The following is a 24,724-nucleotide window of genomic DNA, read 5'->3' on the forward strand; positions in this document are numbered from 1 at the left end:
CAACTAGAAAGGTCAAGAAGTTTAATAGACGAACAAGTAAAACAAGGGGTAGGGATAAACGAAGAAGCGAAAGAGTTGAGTGAATTAGCCACAGAATTAAAAGGATTAGTTGAAAGTTTTAAGATATAAAAAAGTTTTTAAAACATGGCAGACCAAGTAGTCTGCCTTTTTATAATTGACAAATGAACTTTACCTTAAAAAACATTTGATATTTTTATGATATAATTTAATTAATACAGAAATACGAGGGGGGTGTGTATAATGAAGAAATTATTTGTTTTCATTGTCACATCTTTATTTATTAACTTGTTTGCTGTTCAAATAACTATAGCAGTTGAATCAATTGAAGATCAAATCCAATTGCTAAACTCCCAAATAGAGAATTTTGAAAAACAAAATCCTGATATTGACGTAGAAATTTATTTGATTCCTAGCTACCCAGGTTCAACTTACAAATTTTACGGGACATTTGTAGTCACCAACGCAAAAGAACCCACGATCTTATCTCTCGATATGGAATGGATAAATGAATTTTCTCCATTTCTTGTAAACTTAAATCAAGATGCCGAATATTTTGACGTAAACAATCTTGTTCCACAAACCGTAGAAATGGTAACAATTAACGGCGAAATAAAAGCAATTCCTTATTATGTTGAAAACGGTTTTTTATATTATAGAAAAGATTTATTAGAAAAATATGGATACGAAGTACCGAAAACTTGGGATGAATTGATTACAATCGCAAAGGATATTTCTCAAAAAGAGGGAATAGAAGGTTTTGTTTGGCCAGGTGCTAGATACGAAGAACTCACAACTTTTTTCCTTGAAATTTTATATTCTAATGGAGGCAAGATATTCGAAGGTGATAACTTTGTTCTAGAACAGCCAGAAAATAAAGAAAAGGCTTTAGAAAGCTTAAAAATCTTAAATAACATTATATCTGAAGAAATTAGTCCAAAAGGTATAACAACGTATAGAGAAGAAGAATGTAGAAATATATTCCAAAATGGCGATGCCGTTTTCATGAGGAATCTGAGCTATGCTTGGCGTTTATTAAATAGCGAAGGTTCTGGTGCTAATGGAAAGGTGGGAATTGCCCCTATCCCAAAAACTGATTTTTCAAATCAACATGTATTTGTGCTTAAAGGAAAAGCTTTGGCAATTAACCCTAATGCTTCTGATGAAGAAAGAGAAGCCGCAAAAAAATTTATAAAATATTTGACCTCCAAAGAAAATCAAATCCAAAGATTGACACAATTAAACTTTTTACCAATTAATTTAGAAGTATTTAACGAACCAACTATCTCTGAAGTTGATCCTAATTTATTGAATTTTAAATATTCCTTAGAAAATTTAGTGTTGAAACCAAAATCGCCCATATACACAGAAATTTCGTTCCCTATACAAAATAATGTTTACGATGTCTTAACAGGAAGAATTACCGTTGAAAGAGCTTTAAACAACATTATATCTGAAATAAAATTTTTACTACGTTAAAGGATTAAATAAGTTAAAAAAATTAATATCGGAGGTGTAATATTAGTGAATAGTCTTGATAGACAACAAATTATAAAAGATTTAGTAGTTAAGACAGATTCTAAAATTGTGTTACTTGTTATGGATGGATTAGGAGATCTTCCAAAAGACGGTAAAACACCACTTCAAGCTGCATACAAACCCAACATGGATGCATTAGCCAAAGAAAGTGATTTAGGTCAGAGTGTACCTGTTCTACAAGGAGTCACTCCTGGCAGCGGTCCAGGGCATCTTTCACTTTTCGGCTATGATTCCCTAAAGTATGATATAGGAAGAGGCATATTAGAAGCCCTTGGATTAGGAATAAGAGTAGATAAAAAGGACGTTGTTGCAAGAGGTAATTTTGCAACAATAAAAGATGGAATAATAGTTGATAGAAGGGCGGGGAGACCCTCTAGTGAAGAATCAAAGAAAATCGTAGAAATTCTCTCTCAAAATATTAAAAAAATTGAAGATGTTGATATAACTTTCTATCCAGGGAAAGAACATAGATTTGTCGTCAAATTTACAGGGGAAAGCTTATTTGATGAGGTAACCGATGCTGATCCACAAAGAGAAGGTCAGCCAATGGAATGGGCCAAGGCAACGAATCCTGATTCTGAAAAAATGGCTAATATAGTCAACAAATTGATAAAAGAGATAGGGGAAGTGTTGAAAGATCAACCAAAAATGAATTTTGCACTATTACGAGGATTTTCCAAGCATCCTCTATTGCCATCTTTTGAAGAGAATTATAAATTAAAAGCCGCTGCCATTGCTACCTATCCTATGTACAAAGGACTTGCAAAATTAGTTGGAATGGACGTGTTAGAAGCAGGACAAACAACAGAAGATGAGGTTAAAACATTGAAAAAAGTATGGAATGAATATGATTTCTTCTACTTTCATGTGAAAAAAACTGACTCTTATGGTGAAGATGGAAATTTCGAGGAAAAAGTGAAGGTAATAGAGAACACCGATAAAGCTGTAAAAGAAATTTTAAGCCTCAATCCAGATGTTTTAATTATAACTGGAGATCATTCCACCCCTGCTTTACTAAAAGCACACAGTTGGCATCCTGTTCCTGTTTTAATTCATTCAAAATATGTTAGAAAAGGACTGTCTGTTTCTTTTGATGAATATGAATGTGCAAAGGGTACCCTTGGAACGATATCAGCACTGGATATTATGCCGTTAGCTTTGGCAAATGCTTTAAAACTAGAAAAGTACGGAGCTTAATCAAGGCGGGCCCTATGGCCCGCTTCTTAAATTGTATTTGAAGTATCAAAAACAAAGGGAGTGAACCCTTTCAAAGAGCACTCTTGAGAAAAAACCTTTATTGTTAGATCATGTGTTGATTCTAAAATGATTTTATCTTGAAAGATACTAATTGCTATCCTTGCCCCTTTCCAATAAATTTTGAAAGATAATTTTTCCCATTTTTCCGGTATCCAAGGATTAAGATTCAATGCTCCATTCTCATCTATACTTAATCCCCCAAAACCATAGACAACACTTTGCCATGACCCTCCTGCAGATGCAGCGTGTAAACCATACTCCGTGTTTCCTTGATTATCTTCCAAATCAGTCATTACCGTTTTCATAAAATATTCATAGGCATTGTGAGTATCTCCTACTTTCAAACCCATTATTGAATACATAGATGGACTCAGCGAAGATTTATGCATAGTTCTTTTCTCATAATAATCATAATTTAACTTCTTTGTATTACTATCAAATTCATCTTCTAACAACAATAAAAGCATTATCACATCAGCTTGTTTCACAAGCTGTGTTTTATTTAATTTGTTGATCTCGACACCTTTAGGCCACAGCGGCATTTTGTTTTTGTCCCACTCGTCGATTAAATAGTCATTCAGTTTAAAGTAACCCTCAAATTGTTCTATAAGTTCTGTATCATCAAACTTTGGAATAAATATTTTTTCTGAAATTTCTTTCCAATTAGTGAAATCTTGTTCTGATAAGCCCAAATTATTACAGAGCCTGTCGTATTTTATGAAATCTTTTTGTTTAAGTAAATTAGAAATCTCATGAGCTTTTTGCAAATTCCACCTAGCTAAATAATTAGTATAGGCATTGTTGTTTACATGCTCATGAAACTCATCGGGACCTATAACATTATTAATTTCATATCTATCTTTTTGTTCATTATATTCTAATCTAGATTCCCAAAATTTTGCAGTTTCAACAAATATTTCAGCTCCATAATCAAACATAAAGTCCTCATCGTTAGTAGCTCGAAAATATTCCCAATAAGCAAAAGGAACGTCTGCAATAATATGGATTTCTTCATCGCCCGTCCATATTCTTACAGGATTACCCTCATAGTCTTTTCCCCACTTAGGGGTAGTTTCTAAACCAGTATCTGTCGACTCCCATGGGAATTGAGCACCTTTGTATCCATTCAAAAGGGCATTTTCCCTAGCCCCATTTAACGTATTATATCTATATATTAGAAGAGATTTTGCCGTTTCTGGTTGAGTATATACAAAAAAAGGTACCATGAATACTTCTGTGTCCCAAAATATATGTCCTAAATATCCTTCTCCGTGTAATCCTTTAGCAGCGATACTAATATTAGTATCATTTTTATTGGCACATGAGGTTAACTGAAAGACACTGAATCTAATGCCTAACTGAGCCTTTTTATCACCTTTTATTTCTATATCAATATCTTCCCAAATCTTCTCCCATTCTTCACAGTGTTTTTTTAATTCTTTTTCATAACCTTCAAAGGCAAATTCTACTAAAGCTTCTTCTGAAACTTTTTCAATATCAATTATGTTATCTCTCGTTGTATAAGTTACTCCATATTTATATATACTATAAGTTTTATCTTTCTCAAGAAAAATTTCATAAAGTTCTTTTGCTTTATCACCTAAAATTTTAAAAGAACGATTTCGTAAAAGGTTATTGTTATTTCTGTAGCAACGCAACGTTGTTGCTTCTATTACATCAATTGCTTTATCCTTTGTAGAAGATTTTAAAAATATACCGGGCTTCAAATCTTTCATTTCTAGAACATTATAATGTTTTACTTCTTTATAAGGGTCAAATATAGAATTTGTAATTGAACCATCTATTGTGTTTTCGATGATAAGTTTTCCTGAAAAATTCTTCGGTATTATTTCATATTTAGCTGCCCATCTGTGGACATCATTCTTACTAACAAATCTTTCGGCATTGATCATTAATATTTTCCCTGAACCTAATTCAATTTCCAAATTTGTTTTTAAAAGTGCTTTCCTCATATCCAGAAATCTTTTGAAACTTCTAATTTTGTGTTTATCTAAATTAATTGCCTCTCCATCGATATAAAATTTTATTGTTAGAGGGTCCGGATTATTCACAATCTCCTGGACTTCTGCGTCTGATTTGTCATATATGCCAGCAATAAAGTTACCCTTCCAACCTTCACTGGAAAATTCATTGAACCCTCTAAACCCACGATAACCATTCGCTAATGTGAAAATAGTCTCGTATTTTTTGTTTTTTTCTGTATTGTATTCATCTTGTACAATTTCCCAAAGGTTCAAAATTTCCTCACTCCCATAAAATCAATTTTTTAAATACCTTCAATTAAAGTTAAATCAACGTTTTCAAAATTCTTAATTACTTTATCCGCACCTTTCAATACTTCTTCTTCTCCCACACCAACAACTTTCATTCCAGCTTTTTTTGCAGCTTGAACACCTGCAACAGCGTCTTCAAAAACGACACATTCTTCAGGTTTTAAATTTAAATAATCAGAAGCTCTTAAAAAGATTTCAGGATTAGGTTTTGCGTTACTTATCATTGTTCCATCTATAACCGCATCGAAGGTATCTTCTAAATTTAATCTTTTTAAAATTAATTTTGTGTTTTTGCTAGCTGATGCGATTGCAACCTTAATCCCCTTTCTTTTCAAATTTTTTATAAATTCTTCTACACCAGGAAGTAATTCACTTTTGTCCATTTTACTTATGTACTGAATGTACCAATTATTTTTCTTTTTTGCCAGTTCTTCTTTTTCTTCTTGATTAAGATTTAAACTTCCCAAATCTAATATAATCTCCAAACTTTTCATCCTGCTAACACCTTTTAACCTTTCGTTATCTTTTTCATTAAAAGGTATATTCAACTGGTCTGCAAGTCTCTTCCATGCCATATAATGATATTTCGCAGTGTCGACTATCACTCCATCTAAATCGAAAATACAAGCTTTTATCAAAGATTAATCCTCCTTTGTAGTTCTAAACTCCATCTCCTCATCATCAAATTTTTGATCCTTTAACCTTTAACTGCAGCAGTTCTGCCTGTTTCAACAAACTGTTTTTGAAATGAAAGAAAAATAATTATCATTGGAATTGTCATTATAATAGTTGCCGCCATCATATACTGCCAGAAAGTATAATAAGATGTTTTAAAGAAGTTTAATCCCAACGTTAAGGTGTACATCTCTTTACGGGAAGTAATTATTAAAGGCCATTGAAAATCGTTCCAAGCCCCTAAAAAAGTGTATATTGCTAACGCTCCAACAGCAGGTCTAGCATTGGGTAATACTATTCGGAAAAAAGTTCCTCCTATCCCCGCACCATCTATTCGTGCAGCTTCTTCGATCTCTTTTGGAAAATTCATAAAGAACTGCCTCATCAAAAAGAGTCCAAAAATATTTGCCAATTTTGGGAACACCATTCCATAATAAGTATTAACTAAATCCCAATTTACCATAAGTGTGTATTGGGGGATCATGGTAACTTGAGCTGGAACCATCATGGTTCCTAAAAAAAGGGCGAACCACACTTCTTTTAAGGGAAATCTTATCCTCGCAAAAGCATAACCACCCAGGGTACCTATTAAAATGTTCCCTAAGGTGATAAACCCTGCATATAAAACTGTGTTTAAAAACCATCTCGAATACAGTGGAACTACTTCAAAAACTTTTGCATAGTTTTCAAATGTCAAAGGAGCACCGAAGGCCTTAGGTGGCCATTCAAAAATTCGTATCTTGGGTGGCCAACTCATTACATCTGTACCTCTAGTAATACCGCTTTCGTCAACATAATTCATAGGTACGAATGAAACGACTGCTGCCCACAAAAAAGGAAAAAGAGAAATTAAAGTGTAGGCGATTAAAACAATATATGATATTATCCTTGCAACTTTCCATTTTTTCTCTGTCATCTATTTCACCTCAATATTCTTCAGGGATATATCTTCGCTGCAAAAAAGTAATAAACATAATGATTCCGAAAAGTATTAACGCAAGCGATGAGGCATACCCCATATTTCCATATTCAAAGGCATTTTTATATATGTAAAATGAAATCGTGATATTTCTCATATTTTCGATTAAAAAATAAATCTGATCAAATACTTGCATACAGCCGATAGTTCCCATGACTATAACAAACAATATCTGCGGTCTTAAAAGAGGTAGAGTAATTCTCCAAAATTTCTGCCGTCCAGTAGCCCCGTCTATATCTGCCGCTTCATATAATGAATTGGGGATATCTTGCAGTCCTGCTAAAAAAGTGATCATGAAATATCCAGCGGTAGCCCATACGTTCATGAGCATTATTGAGAATAACGCTGTGTTTGGATTATTAAGCCAATCTATCGGTTGATATCCAAAATTACCGAAAAGTGTTACAAGAATTCGATTTAAAATTCCGGGCTTAGAATAAATCAACCAAAAGATCATAGAAATTGCTGCGGACGATGTTATTGCTGGAAGGAAAAATACAACCTTGTAAAATTTAACACCTTTAACTTTTGAATTTGCTGCAACTCCTAACAAAACAGCTAAAAAAGTTTGTATAGGGACAACGATCAATGTATACAGTAAGGTGTTGAAAAGAGAAATTCTAACGTAATCATCATTAAACAATCTTCGAAAATTTTCTAATCCAACGATTTGGGGGCTATATTTTTTGAATAGACCTTTTTCTTCTTTCATATAAGTTGTCATAAATTCAGAATTTGTCATAATTGTATTTAATTTACCTTCGATAAAATTCTCCAAAAGTTTCTCCGTATCAAAATATTCAAATACCGCATCTTTTTGTTCATCAGTCAAATTTATACCAACATCGTATTGAATGAAAGTTAGCAAATCAAACCATTCTTCTATTTCCTCAACTGATTTCACATCTGTCTGAAACATCCCGATGTGAAGCTCAATAGTTTCCTGTGGGTTAAGAGGTACTTTAAATTTCTGTGTTTCTAAAGGATTAAAGTTGGTAAAGCTATAATAAAATATCATAATAATTGGGTATATAACAAATAATAAAACTATAATTATAACAGGGGAAGCAAACATATACCCAGATAGTGCTTCTCTTGTTTTAGGTTTCATAAAATCACCTCTTTTCTTAAAAAATGATGAGGGATAAACCCTCATCATTTAATTCACTTGAATAAAAGCATTCAGAACGCCTAATATGATCTACTGAGTCACCCAAGATTTGTAATTTTTTTCGATAGAATTTACAGCTTCTTCTATTGTAATTCTTCCTGCAAAAAGATCATTTAGTATCGAGTTCAAGTAATCATTTGCCTTGGCAAATATACCGGTAGGAGTAGGAACTCTCCATGGGTAACCAAATTCAACTGAATCATAGAATACCTTCTTCATAGGATCTGTATCTTCAGCGGCCACACTTTGCCTTGAACCAAGAACTCCTGCCTTTTCCACAAAAATTTCTTGTCCTTCGGTTACTAAAAATTTTAAAACTTCCCATGCTTCATCCTTATGTGCAGATTGTCTATTCATACTCCAAGCAACCGTATATATCATAGAGGATTTCTCAACAATACTTGGTAATTCAACTATACCTGTCTTTTTTTCAACATTTGGAAAAGATTCTCTTATAAATCCCAAAGTCCAGGGGCCTGACATAACCATAGCCGTCATCTCTTTAGCAAATGCATCTCCAAGCCATCCTGCACCCAACGTGGAGGGTAGATAAGCCAATTCGTGTTTTGTAACTAGTTCAGTATAAAGCTTTAAGGCAGCTACCGCTTCTTTCTCGGTTAATGCGGTTGATAAATCTTCTTTTACCAATCTCCCACCAAAGCTGTGAATTAAAGGAATTAACCTGTTGAAATCTGCTGCCAAAGATAATGGTGCTTCATATCCTCTTTCTTTAAGTAAGGTCGCTTTGTACAACAAATCAAACCATGTATCATCAGTAGTAGGATAAGGAACTCCGTATTGATCAAAAATCTCCTTGTTGTAAAAAAGAGCAAGAGTTGAAAAATCTTTAGCTATTCCATATATTCTATTGTTAAATATGAACGCATCCACCAAGTTGGGATAGAAGTCATCAATATCAAACCCATCTCTTTGAATGTAAAGATTTAAAGGTTGCAAAACATTTGCCCTTGCTAGCTCTTCGAAAACATACACATCTACATAGAACAGATCCGGTCCTTGACCACCAGATAACCTAGTCATCAGTGTTTGTTTGTAATCTCCGGCTATAGGATCCCATCTGACTTGGATATCTTGGTGAGAAGAGTTGAATTTCTGAACGATCTCTTTTATACCTGATTCTTCAGCAGGATTCCCAGGCCATCCGGTGATGGTAATAGTAACAGCAGAAAAAGATGAACCTACCAACAAAACCATTAAAACAAATAAAGCTAACTTTCTCATACAACACTACCTCCTTTAAAGTGATTTTTTATGATACTAAATGTGTTTCTGAATAAAACTCAATGTGCTTTGTCTCTTAATTAATTTTGAAGGAACAACCATAGAAATTGTTTCTTTCCCATTTGCTATGTTATCCACTGCCTGTGCTGCGCTGTAACCAATTCTTATAATGTTCTGGTCAATAGTACTCAAGCCCACAAATTCGGAAAGGGGGATATTATCGTATCCAACAATCGGTACTTCTATATTCAAACCCTTCAAAAATTTCATCGCAGCATAAGCCATGTTATCTGAGGCACAAAATATTCCGTCATATTCGAATCCTTTTTTTAGAAGAGATTTTAATATTTCAACTGTTTTTTCTTCATCAAAATCCCCAAATTCTACGTCTACTTCAACTCCCAAGTCTTTCTGAGCACTTTTGACCCCTGTTAATCTCTGTTCTGAGACGGGAATCCCCATATCACCACTAATATAAAGAATCTTTTTACTTTTTATCTGTTTTAAATGTTTGATGGCCATATAGGCCCCAGCTACGTTATCACTATCAATGTATACAAAATTGTTTTCATCATTTCTACCTATAACAACATACGGAAAATTTTCTTTATTTAAAAGATTCACCCTTTCATCATTTTTTCTGATGTCTAATAGAATAAAACCATCAACAATCTTACTTTTTATCATATTACTGTAATATTCAGCTACGTTGCCATTTTCATGGATATCTACGATAAGTTTAAGCCCTTTTGAAGAAAAGTAATTTAAAACACCTTTTAAAAATTTTGTGGAGTAAGTATCTTCTAAAACTTTCCCTCCTTTCACAGAGAAAATAACAGCGTAAATCCCCGTCTTTTTTCTTCTTAAAGAAGTTGCTATTCTGTCCGGTTTATAATCGTATTTCTGAATTATTTTCATAATCTTATTTTTTGTTTCAAGGCTTACTTTATCGGAATCATTCAATACGCGGGAAACTGTCGCTACGGATACATTTGCCATTTTAGCAATATCTTTTATTTTTAAAGCCATGATAATTACCCCTTAAAACAATTTTTGTAATCGTTTACACCGACCTAGATTGAATTTAATTTTTTTAATATCTTTAAATAGTGAACTTGAAGTTTATTTTTTATGATATTTTTGCAGAAATCAGGTTTATCAATGTAATCGGTTACATTAATTATACACCAAAAGTTAAGGATCAGCAAGTTCAATTACAGACGTTTAAAGATGATTAAAGGCATTTAAAGCCAATTATCTTGAAAATATTTTATTTTTCTCAATATTTGTATTTTTATCTGATATAATTTATGAAAATTAGAGAAAAAATTTAATGAGAGGAGAGCTGAAATAACAGTGAGAACTAGGGAACTTTCTTTAATAGCCATATTTGTTTCTTTAATGTGTATAGGCTCACAAATTACTATTCCACTAGGCCCTATACCTTTTACCCTTCAACTACTTTTTGTATTTTTGACGGGATTCCTTTTCCCTCCAAGAACGGCTTTTGCTATTCAAGTGATCTACTTGTTATTAGGTGTAATAGGCTTACCAGTATTTGCAGGCTTCTCAGGAGGGATTGTTCACATTTTAGGACCGTCCGGGGGGTTCTTGGTTTCTTTTCCATTAGCTGCTGTTTGTATTAGTTTTCTTGAATTCAAAAAAGGTTTTTCAGACTTATTATCTGGTTTTTTGGGACTATGTATAGTATACTCTACAGGTTGGATATGGTTAGGAATATATATGGAAAGTCTTCTTCTATCTTTCAAAGTTGGAATATTACCTTTTATATTATTTGATCTCATCAAATTAATTATTTCAATTTATCTGAAAAAATTGATAGAGTCAAGATTAAAGCTGATTCCACCTTTTTGATACTTTCAAAAATTATTCGTTCTTTATCAAGGTCGGCTTTTTTCTTATCCATTTCAAAGCTATTTTTTCAAAAAATCTCATAAATCGAGTCCATAACCCTTCTTTTTTAGATAGAGGTTTAACTTTTATCGTGTAAAAACCTAAAGCATTCCCTAAAGCAACATCCGTGAAAAGTTGATCCCCAATCACTACACCTTCCCCAGGTTTGTAACCATGAAACTTTATTTTTTTTCTGATTTTAAACCTTAATGGTTTCATTGCAGAAGCCAATAAATCTACCCCCAACTCACTTAATTTTATATCTAAATTCTTAAAGCGTTTTTTTGAACTATTACTTGCTATTAATATATAGAATCCGAAGTCTTTTAATTTTAAAAAGAGGTCGGTGACTTCTGGTTGTAAATAATCACTATGCCACTCGTTGAGGGTATTGTCGAAATCAAAAACTAAAATTTTATACCCCTTCTCTTTTAGATGCTGGTAATCAATATCAAATACACTTTTTTCAAATTCATTTGGACCCGCTAAATCAATAGCTCTAAAAAACCAACCTATAGTATAAAAAAATACATTGTAAGCAAATTTTGTGAATCCAGCCATAAATTGTTTAAACTTATTTTCGAGCCCATAGGTATAAGGATTTATCAAAATTGTATACAATCCCAGACGATTTCCTACGCTAATATCCGTGATAAAAAGATCACCTATAATAACAGTTTCTGACTCTTTGGAACCGAGTTCTTCTAAAACAGATTTTAATTTTTTAGTATTAGGTTTTTTCATACTTGTATATACTTTTACTTTACCCATAGTCAGTTTTTCAATAATTTTTACTTTTTCTCTTTTGGAATTTGTAACTATTGCCACTTTAAAACCAGCGTTTATTAATTTGTTTAAAAGGTTCACTGTTTTGTCGGAAATATTGTCATCTCTCCAGACAGTAATAGTAAAATCATAATCCATAAGAATAGTGTTAAAACCAAGCTTTCTTAATTTTTCATAATCAATAGAGTATATATCAGGACTATATTCTCTAGGTATTGGAATGTATTTAAACAATCCCGTTATGTGGTTCAATACTTACAACCTCCACTTTTATGTCAGAATTTTTTAAAGAGTTGAGTAAAGTTAATGCTTCATCAACTAAACCTGCTGGTACTATTATTTTAAAATGCCCATTCTCTTGTTTTTTCCTAACATTCATTATGTGAGCTTCAGCTTCAACAAGATAAATTAAAAGGTGAATGTCTTCCTTTGCAATGTCTATGTAGATATCGTATTCAGGATGCAATTTTTCTTTCTTCATTAATTTATTTTTCCTCCTAGTAACTAGTTTTAGCGCTCCTTCAACCCTTACCCAACCTAAGTATCTTTTTGAACATATTCTACAAAATTTCAGAAGATACAGTCGCTAATTCTGACCTTTCACCTTTTTTCATTGTAATATTCGCAGATAAAGGATTATCTTTAAATTTTGACGCAGTGTAGACTAAACCGTTAGATGAACTGTCCAAATAGGGGTTATCTATTTGATATGGGTCTCCTGTTAATACAATTTTTGTGCCTTCTCCAACTCGTGTCAATATAGTTTTTACTTCTGCAGGTGTTAAATTTTGTGCTTCGTCAACTATCATGTATTGGTTTGGAATCGTTCTTCCTCTTATGTAGGAAAGTACTTCTATCTCCAATAAATCTTTCTTAGTTAAATATTCTTCTGGTTTCTTACCGCTACCTTTAAATAACAAATCTAAATTATCATATATAGGTTGTAACCATGGCCGCATCTTCTCTTCTATATCTCCAGGTATATACCCGATATCCTTCCCCATCGGTATAACAGGCTTTGAAATCAAGAGTTTATTGTACAACTTTTCAACTTGCACACAATATAACCCTGCTGCTAACGCTAGTAACGTTTTACCCGTGCCAGCCTTGCCAACCAGCGTCACAAAAGGTATGTCAGGGTTTATAAGTGCATCCAAAGAAAAGACTTGTTCTGCGTTTCTAGGTTTTATTCCAAAAATCTCACTTTCAAAATCCATCAAAATTGTTTGGAACTTTTTTGACTTAGAATCATATCTTAAAAATAAATTTCCATAATTAAGATATGTGTTTGGGAAAGGTTCTTCTTTGAACCCTAATTCTGAAAAATCGTATTCATCCTTTTCTTCAACCTCTTTACTTGGATTTTCTGTTATATAATAACCATCAGGCAGAAGTTTTATGTCTATTTTATCGGTCAAATAATCTTGACTTTCTAATCCTAATGCATCAGCTTTGATCCTTAGATTTAAATCTTTACTAACTATTATTGTTGGTAAGATGTCTGTTCTTTTTAAGAACATGGCGTAATATAATATGAAATCATCTTTTGATTCCCCAAGATAAGTAGGTATTTTATGTTTATCATCATTTTTTTCCAGTGCTAAGATTTTCAATGTGCCTCCTTCAGGCAATTTTATTCCCTTATGTAACGGTGTTCCGTTTCTAAAGCTATCTAAAATTCTGTTTACCTCTCTGGCGGATTTAGCCACTTTATCGCTTCTCGTTTTTAACTTGTCTATTTCTTCTAATACTGGAAATGGTATCAAAACATTGTTATCTTGAAAACTGAGAATACTGTTAGGATCATGAATCAAAACATTTGTATCGATAATAAAATTCTTAACCAAAATCAATCACCCCATTTTTTAATAAAATTGGTTATTGCTTCGAAAGAAAAAAGTTTTATGTATTTTTGGAAAAGTTTAGCTGTAGATAAAGCATCATCCCAAGCTCTATGAAATTGTTTAATCCCTAAATTGAATTTTTTTGAAAGAAATTCAAGATTGTAGGGACCTTTATCAAAATAGTACCTAGAAATCTCAAGAGTATCAATATAGTAATTGTCAATTGAAAACATTCCACTTTCTTTTGCGGCAATATCTAAAAACCTTAGATCCATTTTTACGTTATGTGATACAATTATAGAATCACCGACATACTCTTTAAATCTTGGAAAAACTTCCAATAAGGATGGAGCGTTAGAAATATCTTGATTATTTAATTTATGAAATTTTGAGACCTCTGCAGGTATAAATATCCTTGGATTTACCAAGGTATGAAAAGCATATTTGAAATTAATTTTTGTATTGTATATAGGGATTGCGGCAATTTCTATAATTCTATCTCCAAACTCAGGATTCAAACCAGTTGTTTCAAAATCTAAGGCTAAAAAAACTTTATCTTTAACTTTCATCATAATCTTACCCCCATGAATAAATTATATCATATGATTTAAAAAATTTTGGTCTTGATTTAAAGAGTCAATTTAAGGTATAATTATTAATAATGAAGAGCGTCTGTAGCTCAACTGGAAAGAGCGTCGGACTTCGGATCCGAAGGTTGTGGGTTCAAATCCCACCAGATGCGCCATTTCTTCTATATAAGTCGAAGATATAAACAAAACATTACAGGGAGGTATCATTCATGGCAGAAATGGAAGTACTAAAAGTAGCTGCTAACTCAAATCCTGTTGCTGTTGCTGGTGCTTTGGCTGCTATCATTAGAGATAAAGGAAACGTTGAGTTACAGGCTATAGGAGCCGGTGCAGTTAATCAAGCTGTTAAAGCTATAGCAATAGCCAGAGGATACGTAGCACCTAGCGGAATCGATTTGGTTTGTGTTCCAGCCTTTTCGGATGTTGAAATTGAAGGAGAAGAGAGAACTGCAATTAAATTTTTTGTTAAAGCAAGAGACTAAAAGAGGCATAGCCTCTTTTAGTTTTTTTAGCTTTAAAATTAAAAAATATTAGTATTTTTAGTTTTTTTTTCATCTAGCTGTGTTATAATTATTCTAGTTTCAACTTTAACAAATTATTAAAAAGGGGGAAAGTACAAATGGACGTTCTAAAAGAACTGGAAAATATGTTAGAAACTTTGGCCGACAAATACAACGAATTAAAAAAAGAAAAAAACGATCTTCAAACTCAGTACGATGAATTGTTCGGTGAGTATGAAGAAGTAAACAACGAAAAAGAAGAGATGAAACGAGAATTAGAAGAATTAAAAAGAAAAAATGATGAAATTGAAAACCATCTAAATCAGTTAAAAAGTTCCCTTATATCAAGATTAGGAGATGAGTTCAGAACTGGAGAATTTGATAATCCAGCATCTTCAAATGCCCCATTCCAAGATGAACCGGATCAAAATCAGTATTAATGGATTCATAAAAAACATTTAAGGATGAAAAATCATGAAGAATTATCGTTCAATTGAAGTAAAAATCTTAGGAAAAGATTATAAATATAAAGTAGACGAACCTGAGGATGTTATAAACGAAATTTTAGAAAACATAAAATCCGAAGTTGAAACCTATGCAAAAAAAACCGGTGGAGAAGAAGTGGATTATATCTTTCTCCTATTGCTTCTAAACGAAAGATTAAACAGTATAAAAACGAAACAAGAAATTAGACATATGGTTGATAAATTCAGTGATATGTTAAATACCGCACTTAGAAGTAACGAAGAAGACAGCGATGAACAAAGTAAAAGTATTCAATGGGGGTAAGATATTTTCCGATTATGAAAATAGGTCTTTTTGATTCAGGAATAGGTGGCTTAACGGTTTTAAAAAAAGTGATAGAAAATTTTGGTAATCATGAGTATTTTTATATAGCTGATAATTTAAATGTACCTTATGGTTCAAAGCCTATTTCTTTTTTAAGAGAAAATTTAAAAAACATACTATCTTTTTTTCACACAATGAAAGTAGAGCTTTTAATTTCTGCTTGTAATACAACAGATTCCATTGTAAAAAAAACAATTTTCGACACGAAAAATTATAGGTTTACATATGTGAGTATAATAGAAAACGCCGTAAAAACAATAGAAAAGAACGATTCTGTTCTTTTATTAGCCACCGAAAATACTATTAATTTGGGTGCTTATAAGGAAGCTCTTACAAATAAAAAAATATCCATACTAGAAGAAAAAGCTTGCCCTTTGTTCGTTCCACTCATAGAAGAAGGTTATTGGGATGGACAAATGGCTGAGTCTGTTCTAAGATTTTATTTACAAGATTCCAAATCCAAGTACCAAAAGGTAATATTAGGGTGCACTCATTATCCAATTCTAGAAAACCAAATTAGAAAATACACGAATTCATCCATCGTTGACCCCGCAGATGGAATTGTTGATTTTTTAAAAAATGAGGTAAATTTAGACAGCCTAGATGGAAAAATTAAAGTGAATTATTTAGTTACAGGAAACATAAAAAAATTCAAATTTCTTTCCAAAATTTTTATGAAAGACGTAAAGTATCATCCTATTTTTAAAAAAATTGAATTATAAAGTATTTAAGGGCGATTGATAACGTTGCAAATAAAACCAACTGTTTTTTTAATAACTGGTTTATCCGGTGCAGGTAAAACTTTATTGTTACAATCTCTAGAAGACGAAGGGTATTATACAGTTGACAACATACCACCCCATTTAATAGAGCCTTTTTTAAACATTTTATGTACCAGTAACGTTAAAAAACTAGCTATAGTGAGCGATATTAGATGGAAAAATCCCGATAAATTGGCCGAACTATTTCAGAATGTTGAAAGTTTGGCCAAATGTAATATGGAAATTCGTAAAGTTTTTTTAAAGGCGGATAAAACCGAGCTAATTAACAGATACAAAAAAAGCAGAAGAACTCATCCGTTAGGGCTTTCCTTAGAAAACGCCATAGATGAAGAAATGAAAGTTATGTCAGAAATAGAAAGTTATTGTGACATAGTTATCGATACTTCATCAACCGAGCCAACCGAATTTAAAAAAAGATTCTTCCAGATGATAAAAGAAGATATGAAAAAATTAAAACTGAATTTTATCAGTTTTGGATTTAAAAACGGTATTCCACAAATTTCTGATTATGTTTTTGATGTGAGATATCTTCCAAATCCCTTTTATTTTCCCCAGATGTACGAACTAACTGGTTTAGATATGAAAGTAATGGAATTCCTTGAAAAATTTAAAGAAACTCATGAAACTGTTGAGAGGATTGCTAATTTAGCAAAGTTTATCCAAGATAAATATACTGAAAGTGGTCGTTTAGAAGCTTATTTTTGCATAGGTTGCACAGGGGGGCAACATAGATCAGTTTACGTTGCCCAAAAGGTTTATGAAATTTTAAAAAATGAAGGTAGAGATGTAAGCATAAATCATAGAGATATAGAAAGATAGGTTAGTTAATGATTTCATTTGGAAATATTTTTAACTTACGAAAGTATTCTCTGGGTAGGTTGACGCTATGAAAAATATTGTAACTATTGGTGGTGGAACGGGAACAAGTCAAATATTAAGAGGATTGAAATGGTATCAAGATCTAGATATTGTTTCCATCGTTACCGTTACTGATGATGGAGGAAGTTCTGGAATATTGCGTGAAGATTTTAATATACTGCCACCAGGAGATATCAGAAACAATATATTAGCCTTGGCTGAACAAGAAACCTTTCTGACTAAATTACTTAAATATCGTTTTAATGAAGGCTTCTTAAAAAATCATAATCTTGGTAACATAATTTTGCTAGCATTAACTCGAATTAACGGTAACAATTTTCCTTTAGCAATAAAAACTTTGTCCGAAGCGCTGAAAATAAAAGGAAGGGTCTTTCCGGCTTCTTTGGATTCCCTAAAACTTGTAGCAGAACTTGATGATGGTGAGATCATTTTTGGTGAAACATCAATTGTGTCAAAAAATAAAAATATAAAAAGAATCTGGTTGGATGGAAATACCGAAGCATTTGGTGAAAGTGTTATGGCTATTCAAAAAGCCGATATAATAATTTTTGGACCTGGCAGTTTATATACGAGTATTATTACAAATATATTGGTTGATGGAATAAGAAACGCAATTAATCTGTGCAAAGCTAAGAAAGTATATATTGCAAATATTATGACACAACCTGGGGAAACGACCAATTATTCTTTAAATGATCATGTTAAAGAATTAGAAAATTATTTAGGTGAAAAATTAGATTATATTATAGCCAATGAATCAAAGTTACCATATGAAATAATTCAGAGATACCAAAAAATGGGGGCTATTCCTGTAAAATTAGATATGGAAGAAGATAGAAGAGTAGTGAAATCAGATTTGGTTTATATTATAAACGACGAAGATCCAAAAATTAGACACGACCCAAAAAAAACCTCAGAGTTGATTTTAAAATGCGTTCAATGAATTCCTTTTCAGAAACTTTAAAATTAAGTCTCGTGAATACAGATTACATTTTTCCTGAAGCAGAGTTTTATGGTTTTTTCATAGGGAAAGGAGAAATTATAGAAAAAGAATCAGAAAAGTTAATAAAAATATCCATTACATCTTTGAATAGTTTTAAAAGACTGTACAAAATTTGCAAAAATTGTCTCACTGATACATTCAATGTACAATTCAACAACGAAAAAAGACTAAATCTTGGCGGAACAGGTTCCATATTTATAAATTATCAAACAATAGATGAAATATTAAAGAAAAATAAACTTTATTTAAATGAAAATAAATTATCTCCGTTCTTAAAAAAAGATCCCATAATTTTTGGATCTTTTATTAAAGGTTTATTTTTATCTTGCGGATCTATATCAGTAAAAGAATCTTATCATTTAGAATTCAATTTGAAAACAAAGAATCTATTTAAAGAAGATTTAGTTAAAACATTTAAGAGTCTTTTGGGTGTGAATGCCAGATTTATTAATAGAAGCAAAGGTTCTAAAGTATACATTAAGTCTCGTGATGACATATTGAATATACTCGAACTTCTCAACGCTAAGGAAAAAGTCCAAGAACTAAGCGAATTGATGGATATAAGGGATTTACGCAGCAACGTAACAAGGACTATTAATTTAATATCTGCTAATTCATCAAAAACAGCTCATAGCTCAATAAAGCAAATTAACGATATACAAATTATTCAAGAAAGTATAGGTTTAGATAGTTTACCAAACGACCTAAAACTAATAGCCGCTTTCAGATTAGAAAATGAAGACGCAAGCTTGAGCGTCATGGCAGAATCATTATCAATGAAAAAATCTACATTGTACAATAAACTGAAAAAAATCTCAAAAATTGCTGAATCTCTAAAAAATACCTGATTTAACAAAACGGTGGTGTCATAATTATGAAATGTCCTTTCTGTGGTTATGATGAAACGAAAGTTCTAGACTCAAGACCAGCTAGTAATGGCACTTCTATAAGAAGGCGAAGAGAATGTTTGCAATGCCAAGCCCGTTTTACAACTTATGAAAGATATGATCAAACAAGGATAAGAATAATAAAAAAAGACGGCAGAAGAGAACTTTACGATAGAAAAAAACTCATGAATGGAATCATAAAAGCATGTGAAAAAAGGCCTGTTAGCACTGATCAAATCGAAGAAATCGTTGATAACATAGAAGAGCAATTAAGAAGAAGCGGCTATTCAGAAATTTACTCTTCGCAAATTGGTGATAAGGTTATGGAACAATTGAAGTTAATTGATCAGGTGGCTTATGTAAGATTTGCTTCGGTGTATAAAGAATTTAGGGATTTAGAAAGTTTTTTACAAGCCATAAAAGAATTAAAAAATAGTTAATCACCATTATTAGAAATGGGAGGAGAGATGCAAAAGTGGCTGAACAAGTATACAAACTAACCAGAGAAGGATACGAAAAATTAAAAAAGGAACGAGAAGAGCTTAAAAAAAGACTTATGGGGGAAATTGCTGAAAGAATTAAAGAAGCCAGAGAATTGGGAGATCTATCAGAGAACAGTGAATACGAAGAGGCAAAAAATGAACAAGGAATGATAGATTCCAGAATCAAAGAGATAGATTATATATTAGATAACGCAGAAATAATTGAAAATGGAGGCAATCACGATAATTCTACAGTAAGTTTGGGAAAAAAGGTGAAGATAAAAGATTATAGATTGAATAGAGAGCAAGAGTTTCTGCTAGTTACACCTCAAGAGGCAAATATCGAAGAAAGTAAGATCAGTATCGAATCCCCTATTGGAAGATCGTTACTAGGAAGAAGAAAAGGGGAAGTTATCAACATTAAAACAGCCAGAGGAAGCTCAAAAAAAATAGAGATCAAAGAAATAAGTTAAAATTTCACAAATCACACACTAACATTACCAAGCAGGAGGCAAAGCATGGACCTTAGAAATATACGAATACATCAAATTAAAGAAATGAGAGAAAAAGGATATAATCCTTATAAGTACAATTTTCAAAAAAATTATACTTCCCAACAAATCAAAGAGCTTTTCGATAGTAAAATAGAGGCGGGGCAACAATTGCCAGACCAAGTTTTTAATTTCGCCGGAAGGTTGATGAATCTAAGAAAACATGGCAAATCCGCTTTCACTGATTTAAAGGATGAATTCGGACGTATTCAAATATATATCAGGTTAGATCTAGTAGGGCAAGAAAGTTACGATTTTTTTAAAGAATATATTGATATCGGAGACTGGGTGGGAATAAAAGGTTATCCCTTCAAAACGAGAACAGGAGAACTAACCCTTTTAGCTTTAGAAATAAAATTACTCTCAAAGGCTCTTCGCCCCCTTCCTGAAAAATGGCATGGGCTCAAAGATAAAGAAGTTCGATATAGACAAAGATATGTGGATATGATCGCAAACGATGATACCATTAAAACCCTTAGAACACGTTTTTTAGTCATCAAATACATTAGAGAATACTTAAACGACAAAGGCTTTTTAGAAGTCGAAACTCCTGTTCTTCAAAGTATAATGGGGGGAGCAAATGCAAGACCATTTATTACTCACCTAAACGTTTATGATATAGATATGTACTTACGCATAGCCACGGAACTACATCTAAAAAGATTGGTCGTCGGTGGGATGGAAAAAGTTTATGAAATAGGAAAAATATTCAGAAACGAAGGTGTTTCCAACAAGCATAATCCAGAATTCACAACTATTGAATTGTATCAAGCTTTTGCTGATTATAATAATATGATGGAACTAACCGAAGATCTTTTGTACAACATTGCCAAAAAAGTTCACAACAAAGCAAAAGTTATATATCAAGGAGAAGAAATAGATTTTACACCTCCTTTCAAAAGAATAAAGATGAGAGAATTCATACAAGAAAATCTTGGAATAGATATAGTAGAAGCTAGCGATCAAGAACTGAAAGATTTTTTGAAAGATAAGGGTGAAGAGGTAGAAATAGAAGACAGATACCATTATCTCGACAAAGTATGGGATTTAGTCGAGGATAAGATCGTTCAACCTACTTTCGTTATGGATTACCCAATAGAATTATCCCCACTTGCAAAAAGAAAAAAAGATGACCCAAGGTTAACCGAAAGGTTTGAATTAATAATAAAAGGCAACGAAATAGCTAATGCTTTTTCTGAATTGAACGATCCTCAAGATCAATTTGAAAGGTTTAAAAAGCAAATGGAACTGAAAGAGTTAGGCGACGAAGAAGCTCAAATGATGGATCTTGATTTCATAAGGGCTTTAGAATATGGTTTGCCTCCCACCGGAGGGTTAGGAATAGGTATTGACAGAGTTTGTATGCTACTTACCGATACTCCAACTATTCGTGACATAATACCTTTTCCAATTGTAAAACCTGTGTCTTTCGAAGATGAAGAAGCTATGTTAAAAGAAGAAGAAACTAACGAATAAAAGAGGAGTTCAATGCATTTAAAAGCTTTTGGAAAAGTTAACCTTTACTTAGATGTTATCAGTAGGCGAAAAGATAATTATCATAATATTTTAACCCTTTTCCAATCGATTAACGAACACGACGATATATTTATTGAATTTTCTAAAAGTGAAATATTCGAATCAGAACCTCCCTTAACCATTTCATGGGATAAAAATATAATAAAAAAGTCCATAGAAATCTTTAAAAAAGAAACAGGCTTTTACAATTTTAACTTAAAAATTAAGCTTATTAAAAATTTACCTGTCGGTGGCGGAGTAGGGGGAGGAAGTGCTGACGCTGCAGCTGTTTTAGGCTTCCTCTCAAATAATTTTAACATACCAGAAAAAGACATATTCGAAATAAGTTCCAAAATTGGAAGCGATGTTCGTTTTTTGTTAAAAGGTGGAACAGCTATTGGTAGAGGTAAAGGAGAAATTTTGGAATTTCTAGAGCCGTTAAAATTAAATATTCAAATTTACAACATGAACTATAAAATTGATACAAAAAAAATGTATGAAAAAATCGACCAAAATTGGGAAAGTATCAATCATTTTGGTGATCCATACAAACTGTACGAAGCCTTAAAAAATAACGATATTATAACAGCTAAACAAAATGCGTTTAACGTATTCGAACAAGTGGTATTCAAAGAATATCCTAAATTGAAACAAAAAAAGGAAGACATAGAAAAGGATGAAGGGATTATATTTGCTTTGATGACTGGTTCAGGTAGTACCATATACAAAGTGATTGCAACTAACTGAACTCTTTATCCATCTTATAGACAAAAGCTATTATTTCAGCAGCTAATTCATACATTTCAGGAGGAATTTCTTCATCCAAATCCAAACCATAAAACTCTTCGACAGCTTTTTCGCTTTTGACTATTGGTATGTTTTCCTCTTCAGCTATTTCTATAATTCTTCTGGCTATTGAATCAACACCTTTAGCAACGACTTTAGGTGCTTGATCTGTTCCTTGTTTATACCGTAAAGCTACCGCTTTTTTTGAATTAGACATTTTTTCATCACTTCTTTAAATATTCTTTCATTGTTTCAACAATGTAATCCACATCTTTTTTACTTACCCAATAATTAGTAACAAATCTGAATTCACCATTTTCTGGTGGATTTATTTTGATACCTTTTTCTAAAAAAAACGATACCATTTCTACAAAATTTATATTTTTATTTATTATGAAAAAAACCATATTTATGTGAATATCGTCTAAGTTCACGGAAATTTCAGGGATTTCGCTCAGTTTTTCTCCAAGATATCTTGCGTTTTCATGATCCTCTTTCAATCTGAATCTCATCTTCTCAAGGGCAATTAACCCTGCTGCAGCTAAAAATCCTGCTTGCCTTAAACCTCCACCCATCAATTTGCGTTTCTTTTTGGCCTTTTGGATGAAATCTTTACTTCCAGCCACGAGAGAACCTACAGGGGCACATAAACCCTTTGAAAGGCAAAACATGACTGAATCACAATATTGAGTTATCTCCTTGGGATCCACATTCAAGTAGGTTGCAGCGTTGAACACTCTAGCTCCATCTAAATGAACTGGAATTCCATTCTCGCGCGCTATCTCAGATATTTCTTTCATATTTTCAAGCGGCACAACCCTTCCATTGGAATGAGCATTCTCTAGGCATATCAACCCAGTAGAAGGAAAATGAAGATCATCTTCTCCCTTTCTTATTCTTTTTTTAATATCTTGAGGTGACATAACTCCCTTATCACTATTTATAGTCCTCAATTGTACGCCACCGATTACTGAAGCCGCACCAACTTCGTGAACAACTATGTGTGAACTATCATCAAGGATAACTTCATTTCCTCTTTCACAATGTGTAAAGATGGAAAGTTGGTTACCAAAAGTTCCACTAGGAACAAAAAGTGCATCTTCTTTTCCTACTACTTCTGCCGCATATTTTTCTAATTTTTTCATCGTTGGATCTTCATCGTAAACATCATCCCCAACTTCTGCCTTAAACATCGCTTCTCTCATCTCTTGAGTAGGTTGCGTAACGGTATCACTTCTGATATCTATGTATCTCACTAAAACTCCTCCTCTTTCTTAAAGCTCTTTCAAATCTAATTTCTTCTTCAAATATTTATTAACTCTGTATGAAAAAGTAGTCAAAATTATTACTCCAACCATAATTGAAGCCCCAATCATCTGCAATCCAGAAAATCTCTCTCCCAAAAAAATAAATGAAAATAACGAAGCAAATATTGGTTCTCCAATGAATATAAGAACAGTTGAATTTGAACCAATTACCTTTTGATATCTAGCTTGCAGAAAATTTACAACTATGGTCGCAGCTATCGCAGTGTATATAGCGGTTACCCAAATTGGAACGCCTAACTTCCAACTAGAATTGAATGAAATTGACACATTAATTATAGCAGCAAATAAAAACTGATAAGCTAAAAGCGAAGTTTCTTCAACAACTTTTGAAAATTTCGTTATTAAAACAATATGAACTGCAAACAAAACGGCACCCAAAAACGTTAAGAAATCTCCAAAATTAAACCCTGAAATACCTCCAAAAAGCATGTAAGAACCTAACAAAGACAAAGGAAAACATAACCACTGAATGAAGTTAGGTTTTTCTTTTTCAATTAAATAAGAAATTATAGGGGTAAAAGGAATATATAAAGAGGTAATAAATCCACTTTTTGAAGCATCTGTAAAATTGATCCCATAAGTTTGCAAGGCATGTGCTAGTCCTAAAATTATACCTAAGGTTGCTCCGTACTTGAAAGAATGTTTTTTCCAAATAAGAAAAGACAAGACTGCAGCAATACCAAACCTGATAAACAAATAAGGCAAAGTTTGAAGATCCGTCAGCACCAACTTGTGAAGCGGAAAAGTAGTACCCCATATTAAAGTGGCTAACAAAAGCCATAAAAATGCTCTAATCAAACTATAATCCCTCATCTTATTCACATATTTTAGTGTATTATATCAAAATTTTACT

General features: G+C 32.5%; 27 protein-coding genes and 1 tRNA gene. 15 read left to right on the forward strand and 13 right to left on the reverse strand.

Features of this window, described 5'->3' with window-relative positions:
* Positions 1 to 261: 261 nt before the first annotated feature.
* Both AA80_RS00670 and AA80_RS00675 read left to right on the forward strand, forming a co-directional pair.
* Positions 262 to 1,497 carry an ABC transporter substrate-binding protein gene (locus tag AA80_RS00670; protein ID WP_103875954.1) on the forward strand — a complete coding sequence of 412 codons (1,236 nt, stop codon included), beginning with the start codon at positions 262 to 264 and terminating at the stop codon, positions 1,495 to 1,497.
* Positions 1,498 to 1,542: 45 nt separating this feature from the next.
* Entirely contained in the window at positions 1,543 to 2,754 is a 1,212-nt protein-coding gene (locus AA80_RS00675) for a 2,3-bisphosphoglycerate-independent phosphoglycerate mutase (protein ID WP_103875955.1), read from the forward strand.
* A gap of 26 nt (positions 2,755 to 2,780) precedes the next feature.
* Here the strand turns inward: AA80_RS00675 and AA80_RS00680 are convergent, their stop codons facing one another.
* The 6 genes from AA80_RS00680 to AA80_RS00705 form a co-directional block, all read right to left on the reverse strand.
* Positions 2,781 to 5,072 (reverse strand): glycoside hydrolase family 65 protein, encoded by a 2,292-nt coding sequence (locus AA80_RS00680; RefSeq protein WP_103875956.1) that lies wholly within the window; start codon positions 5,070 to 5,072, stop codon positions 2,781 to 2,783.
* Positions 5,073 to 5,101: 29 nt separating this feature from the next.
* A complete protein-coding gene (gene pgmB / locus AA80_RS00685) occupies positions 5,102 to 5,746 on the reverse strand; it encodes a beta-phosphoglucomutase (RefSeq protein ID WP_103875957.1) in 645 nt (214 codons plus the stop codon).
* Positions 5,747 to 5,805: 59 nt separating this feature from the next.
* Positions 5,806 to 6,699, reverse strand: a complete 894-nt coding sequence (locus AA80_RS00690; protein WP_103875958.1) for a carbohydrate ABC transporter permease — start codon at positions 6,697 to 6,699, stop codon at positions 5,806 to 5,808.
* A 10-nt stretch (positions 6,700 to 6,709) separates the two neighbouring features.
* Positions 6,710 to 7,873 (reverse strand): carbohydrate ABC transporter permease, encoded by a 1,164-nt coding sequence (locus AA80_RS00695; protein WP_233186764.1) that lies wholly within the window; start codon positions 7,871 to 7,873, stop codon positions 6,710 to 6,712.
* 90 nt (positions 7,874 to 7,963) lie between these two features.
* A complete protein-coding gene (locus tag AA80_RS00700; RefSeq protein ID WP_103875960.1) occupies positions 7,964 to 9,175 on the reverse strand; it encodes an ABC transporter substrate-binding protein in 1,212 nt (403 codons plus the stop codon).
* Positions 9,176 to 9,211: 36 nt separating this feature from the next.
* The gene (locus AA80_RS00705; RefSeq protein WP_103875961.1) at positions 9,212 to 10,204 is read right to left on the reverse strand and encodes a LacI family DNA-binding transcriptional regulator; all 993 of its coding nucleotides are present in this window, start codon (positions 10,202 to 10,204) and stop codon (positions 9,212 to 9,214) included.
* Positions 10,205 to 10,531: 327 nt separating this feature from the next.
* Here AA80_RS00705 and AA80_RS00710 point away from each other — a divergent pair, with 327 nt between their 5' ends.
* On the forward strand, positions 10,532 to 11,050 hold the full coding sequence (locus AA80_RS00710; protein ID WP_103875962.1) for a biotin transporter BioY: 519 nt from the start codon (positions 10,532 to 10,534) through the stop codon (positions 11,048 to 11,050).
* 12 nt (positions 11,051 to 11,062) lie between these two features.
* Here the strand turns inward: AA80_RS00710 and AA80_RS00715 are convergent, their stop codons facing one another.
* The 4 genes from AA80_RS00715 to AA80_RS00730 form a co-directional block, all read right to left on the reverse strand.
* Positions 11,063 to 12,127 (reverse strand): YqeG family HAD IIIA-type phosphatase, encoded by a 1,065-nt coding sequence (locus AA80_RS00715; RefSeq protein ID WP_103875963.1) that lies wholly within the window; start codon positions 12,125 to 12,127, stop codon positions 11,063 to 11,065.
* On the reverse strand, positions 12,102 to 12,356 hold the full coding sequence (locus AA80_RS00720; protein WP_103875964.1) for a DUF4911 domain-containing protein: 255 nt from the start codon (positions 12,354 to 12,356) through the stop codon (positions 12,102 to 12,104). Before AA80_RS00720 ends, AA80_RS00715 begins: the two co-directional genes overlap by 26 nt.
* A 79-nt stretch (positions 12,357 to 12,435) precedes the next feature.
* Positions 12,436 to 13,722 (reverse strand): PhoH family protein, encoded by a 1,287-nt coding sequence (locus tag AA80_RS00725; protein WP_103875965.1) that lies wholly within the window; start codon positions 13,720 to 13,722, stop codon positions 12,436 to 12,438.
* Between the two features lie 2 nt (positions 13,723 to 13,724).
* Positions 13,725 to 14,291, reverse strand: coding sequence for a 3'-5' exonuclease (locus AA80_RS00730; RefSeq protein WP_233186765.1), 567 nt, complete (start codon positions 14,289 to 14,291; stop codon positions 13,725 to 13,727).
* Between the two features lie 96 nt (positions 14,292 to 14,387).
* Between AA80_RS00730 and AA80_RS00735 the strand changes: the two genes are divergently transcribed.
* The 12 genes from AA80_RS00735 (at position 14,388) to ispE (ending at position 22,504) form a co-directional block, all read left to right on the forward strand.
* Positions 14,388 to 14,464: transfer RNA gene (locus AA80_RS00735), tRNA-Arg, on the forward strand.
* A gap of 63 nt (positions 14,465 to 14,527) precedes the next feature.
* Positions 14,528 to 14,791, forward strand: coding sequence for a stage V sporulation protein S (locus tag AA80_RS00740; RefSeq protein WP_103875998.1), 264 nt, complete (start codon positions 14,528 to 14,530; stop codon positions 14,789 to 14,791).
* Between the two features lie 137 nt (positions 14,792 to 14,928).
* On the forward strand, positions 14,929 to 15,249 hold the full coding sequence (locus tag AA80_RS00745) for a coiled-coil domain-containing protein (protein WP_103875966.1): 321 nt from the start codon (positions 14,929 to 14,931) through the stop codon (positions 15,247 to 15,249).
* 34 nt (positions 15,250 to 15,283) lie between these two features.
* Positions 15,284 to 15,598, forward strand: coding sequence for a cell division protein ZapA (gene zapA, locus AA80_RS00750; RefSeq protein ID WP_103875967.1), 315 nt, complete (start codon positions 15,284 to 15,286; stop codon positions 15,596 to 15,598).
* 14 nt (positions 15,599 to 15,612) lie between these two features.
* Positions 15,613 to 16,380, forward strand: coding sequence for a glutamate racemase (gene murI / locus AA80_RS00755; protein WP_233186766.1), 768 nt, complete (start codon positions 15,613 to 15,615; stop codon positions 16,378 to 16,380).
* A 24-nt stretch (positions 16,381 to 16,404) separates the two neighbouring features.
* A complete protein-coding gene (rapZ, locus tag AA80_RS00760; RefSeq protein ID WP_158248341.1) occupies positions 16,405 to 17,259 on the forward strand; it encodes an RNase adapter RapZ in 855 nt (284 codons plus the stop codon).
* Between the two features lie 67 nt (positions 17,260 to 17,326).
* Positions 17,327 to 18,262, forward strand: coding sequence for a gluconeogenesis factor YvcK family protein (locus AA80_RS00765; protein WP_103875970.1), 936 nt, complete (start codon positions 17,327 to 17,329; stop codon positions 18,260 to 18,262).
* Positions 18,250 to 19,170, forward strand: coding sequence for a DNA-binding protein WhiA (gene whiA / locus AA80_RS00770; RefSeq protein WP_103875971.1), 921 nt, complete (start codon positions 18,250 to 18,252; stop codon positions 19,168 to 19,170). The genes AA80_RS00765 and whiA overlap by 13 nt, the downstream gene beginning before the upstream one ends.
* Positions 19,171 to 19,196: 26 nt before the next feature.
* Positions 19,197 to 19,649: a transcriptional regulator NrdR gene (gene nrdR / locus AA80_RS00775; RefSeq protein WP_103875972.1), complete on the forward strand. Its 453-nt coding sequence runs from the start codon at positions 19,197 to 19,199 to the stop codon at positions 19,647 to 19,649.
* A 35-nt stretch (positions 19,650 to 19,684) separates the two neighbouring features.
* Positions 19,685 to 20,164: a transcription elongation factor GreA gene (gene greA, locus AA80_RS00780; RefSeq protein WP_103875973.1), complete on the forward strand. Its 480-nt coding sequence runs from the start codon at positions 19,685 to 19,687 to the stop codon at positions 20,162 to 20,164.
* A 45-nt stretch (positions 20,165 to 20,209) separates the two neighbouring features.
* Positions 20,210 to 21,718 (forward strand): lysine--tRNA ligase, encoded by a 1,509-nt coding sequence (gene lysS, locus AA80_RS00785; protein WP_103875974.1) that lies wholly within the window; start codon positions 20,210 to 20,212, stop codon positions 21,716 to 21,718.
* Between the two features lie 12 nt (positions 21,719 to 21,730).
* Complete coding sequence (gene ispE, locus AA80_RS00790) at positions 21,731 to 22,504, forward strand: 4-(cytidine 5'-diphospho)-2-C-methyl-D-erythritol kinase (RefSeq protein WP_103875975.1); 774 nt, start codon at positions 21,731 to 21,733, stop codon at positions 22,502 to 22,504.
* On the opposite strand, the gene AA80_RS00795 is transcribed toward ispE, so the two are convergent.
* From AA80_RS00795 to AA80_RS00805, 3 genes are read right to left on the reverse strand one after another with little or no spacing between them, the layout of a single operon-like run.
* A complete protein-coding gene (locus tag AA80_RS00795; protein WP_103875976.1) occupies positions 22,497 to 22,760 on the reverse strand; it encodes an EscU/YscU/HrcU family type III secretion system export apparatus switch protein in 264 nt (87 codons plus the stop codon). The two genes, ispE and AA80_RS00795, sit on opposite strands and share 8 nt — an antisense overlap.
* A gap of 7 nt (positions 22,761 to 22,767) precedes the next feature.
* A complete protein-coding gene (ltaE, locus tag AA80_RS00800) occupies positions 22,768 to 23,799 on the reverse strand; it encodes a low-specificity L-threonine aldolase (RefSeq protein ID WP_103875977.1) in 1,032 nt (343 codons plus the stop codon).
* Between the two features lie 18 nt (positions 23,800 to 23,817).
* The gene (locus AA80_RS00805) at positions 23,818 to 24,669 is read right to left on the reverse strand and encodes a DMT family transporter (RefSeq protein WP_233186767.1); all 852 of its coding nucleotides are present in this window, start codon (positions 24,667 to 24,669) and stop codon (positions 23,818 to 23,820) included.
* Positions 24,670 to 24,724: the final 55 nt, after the last annotated feature.

The organism is Petrotoga sibirica DSM 13575 (assembly GCF_002924625.1).
Lineage (GTDB): Bacteria > Thermotogota > Thermotogae > Petrotogales > Petrotogaceae > Petrotoga > Petrotoga sibirica.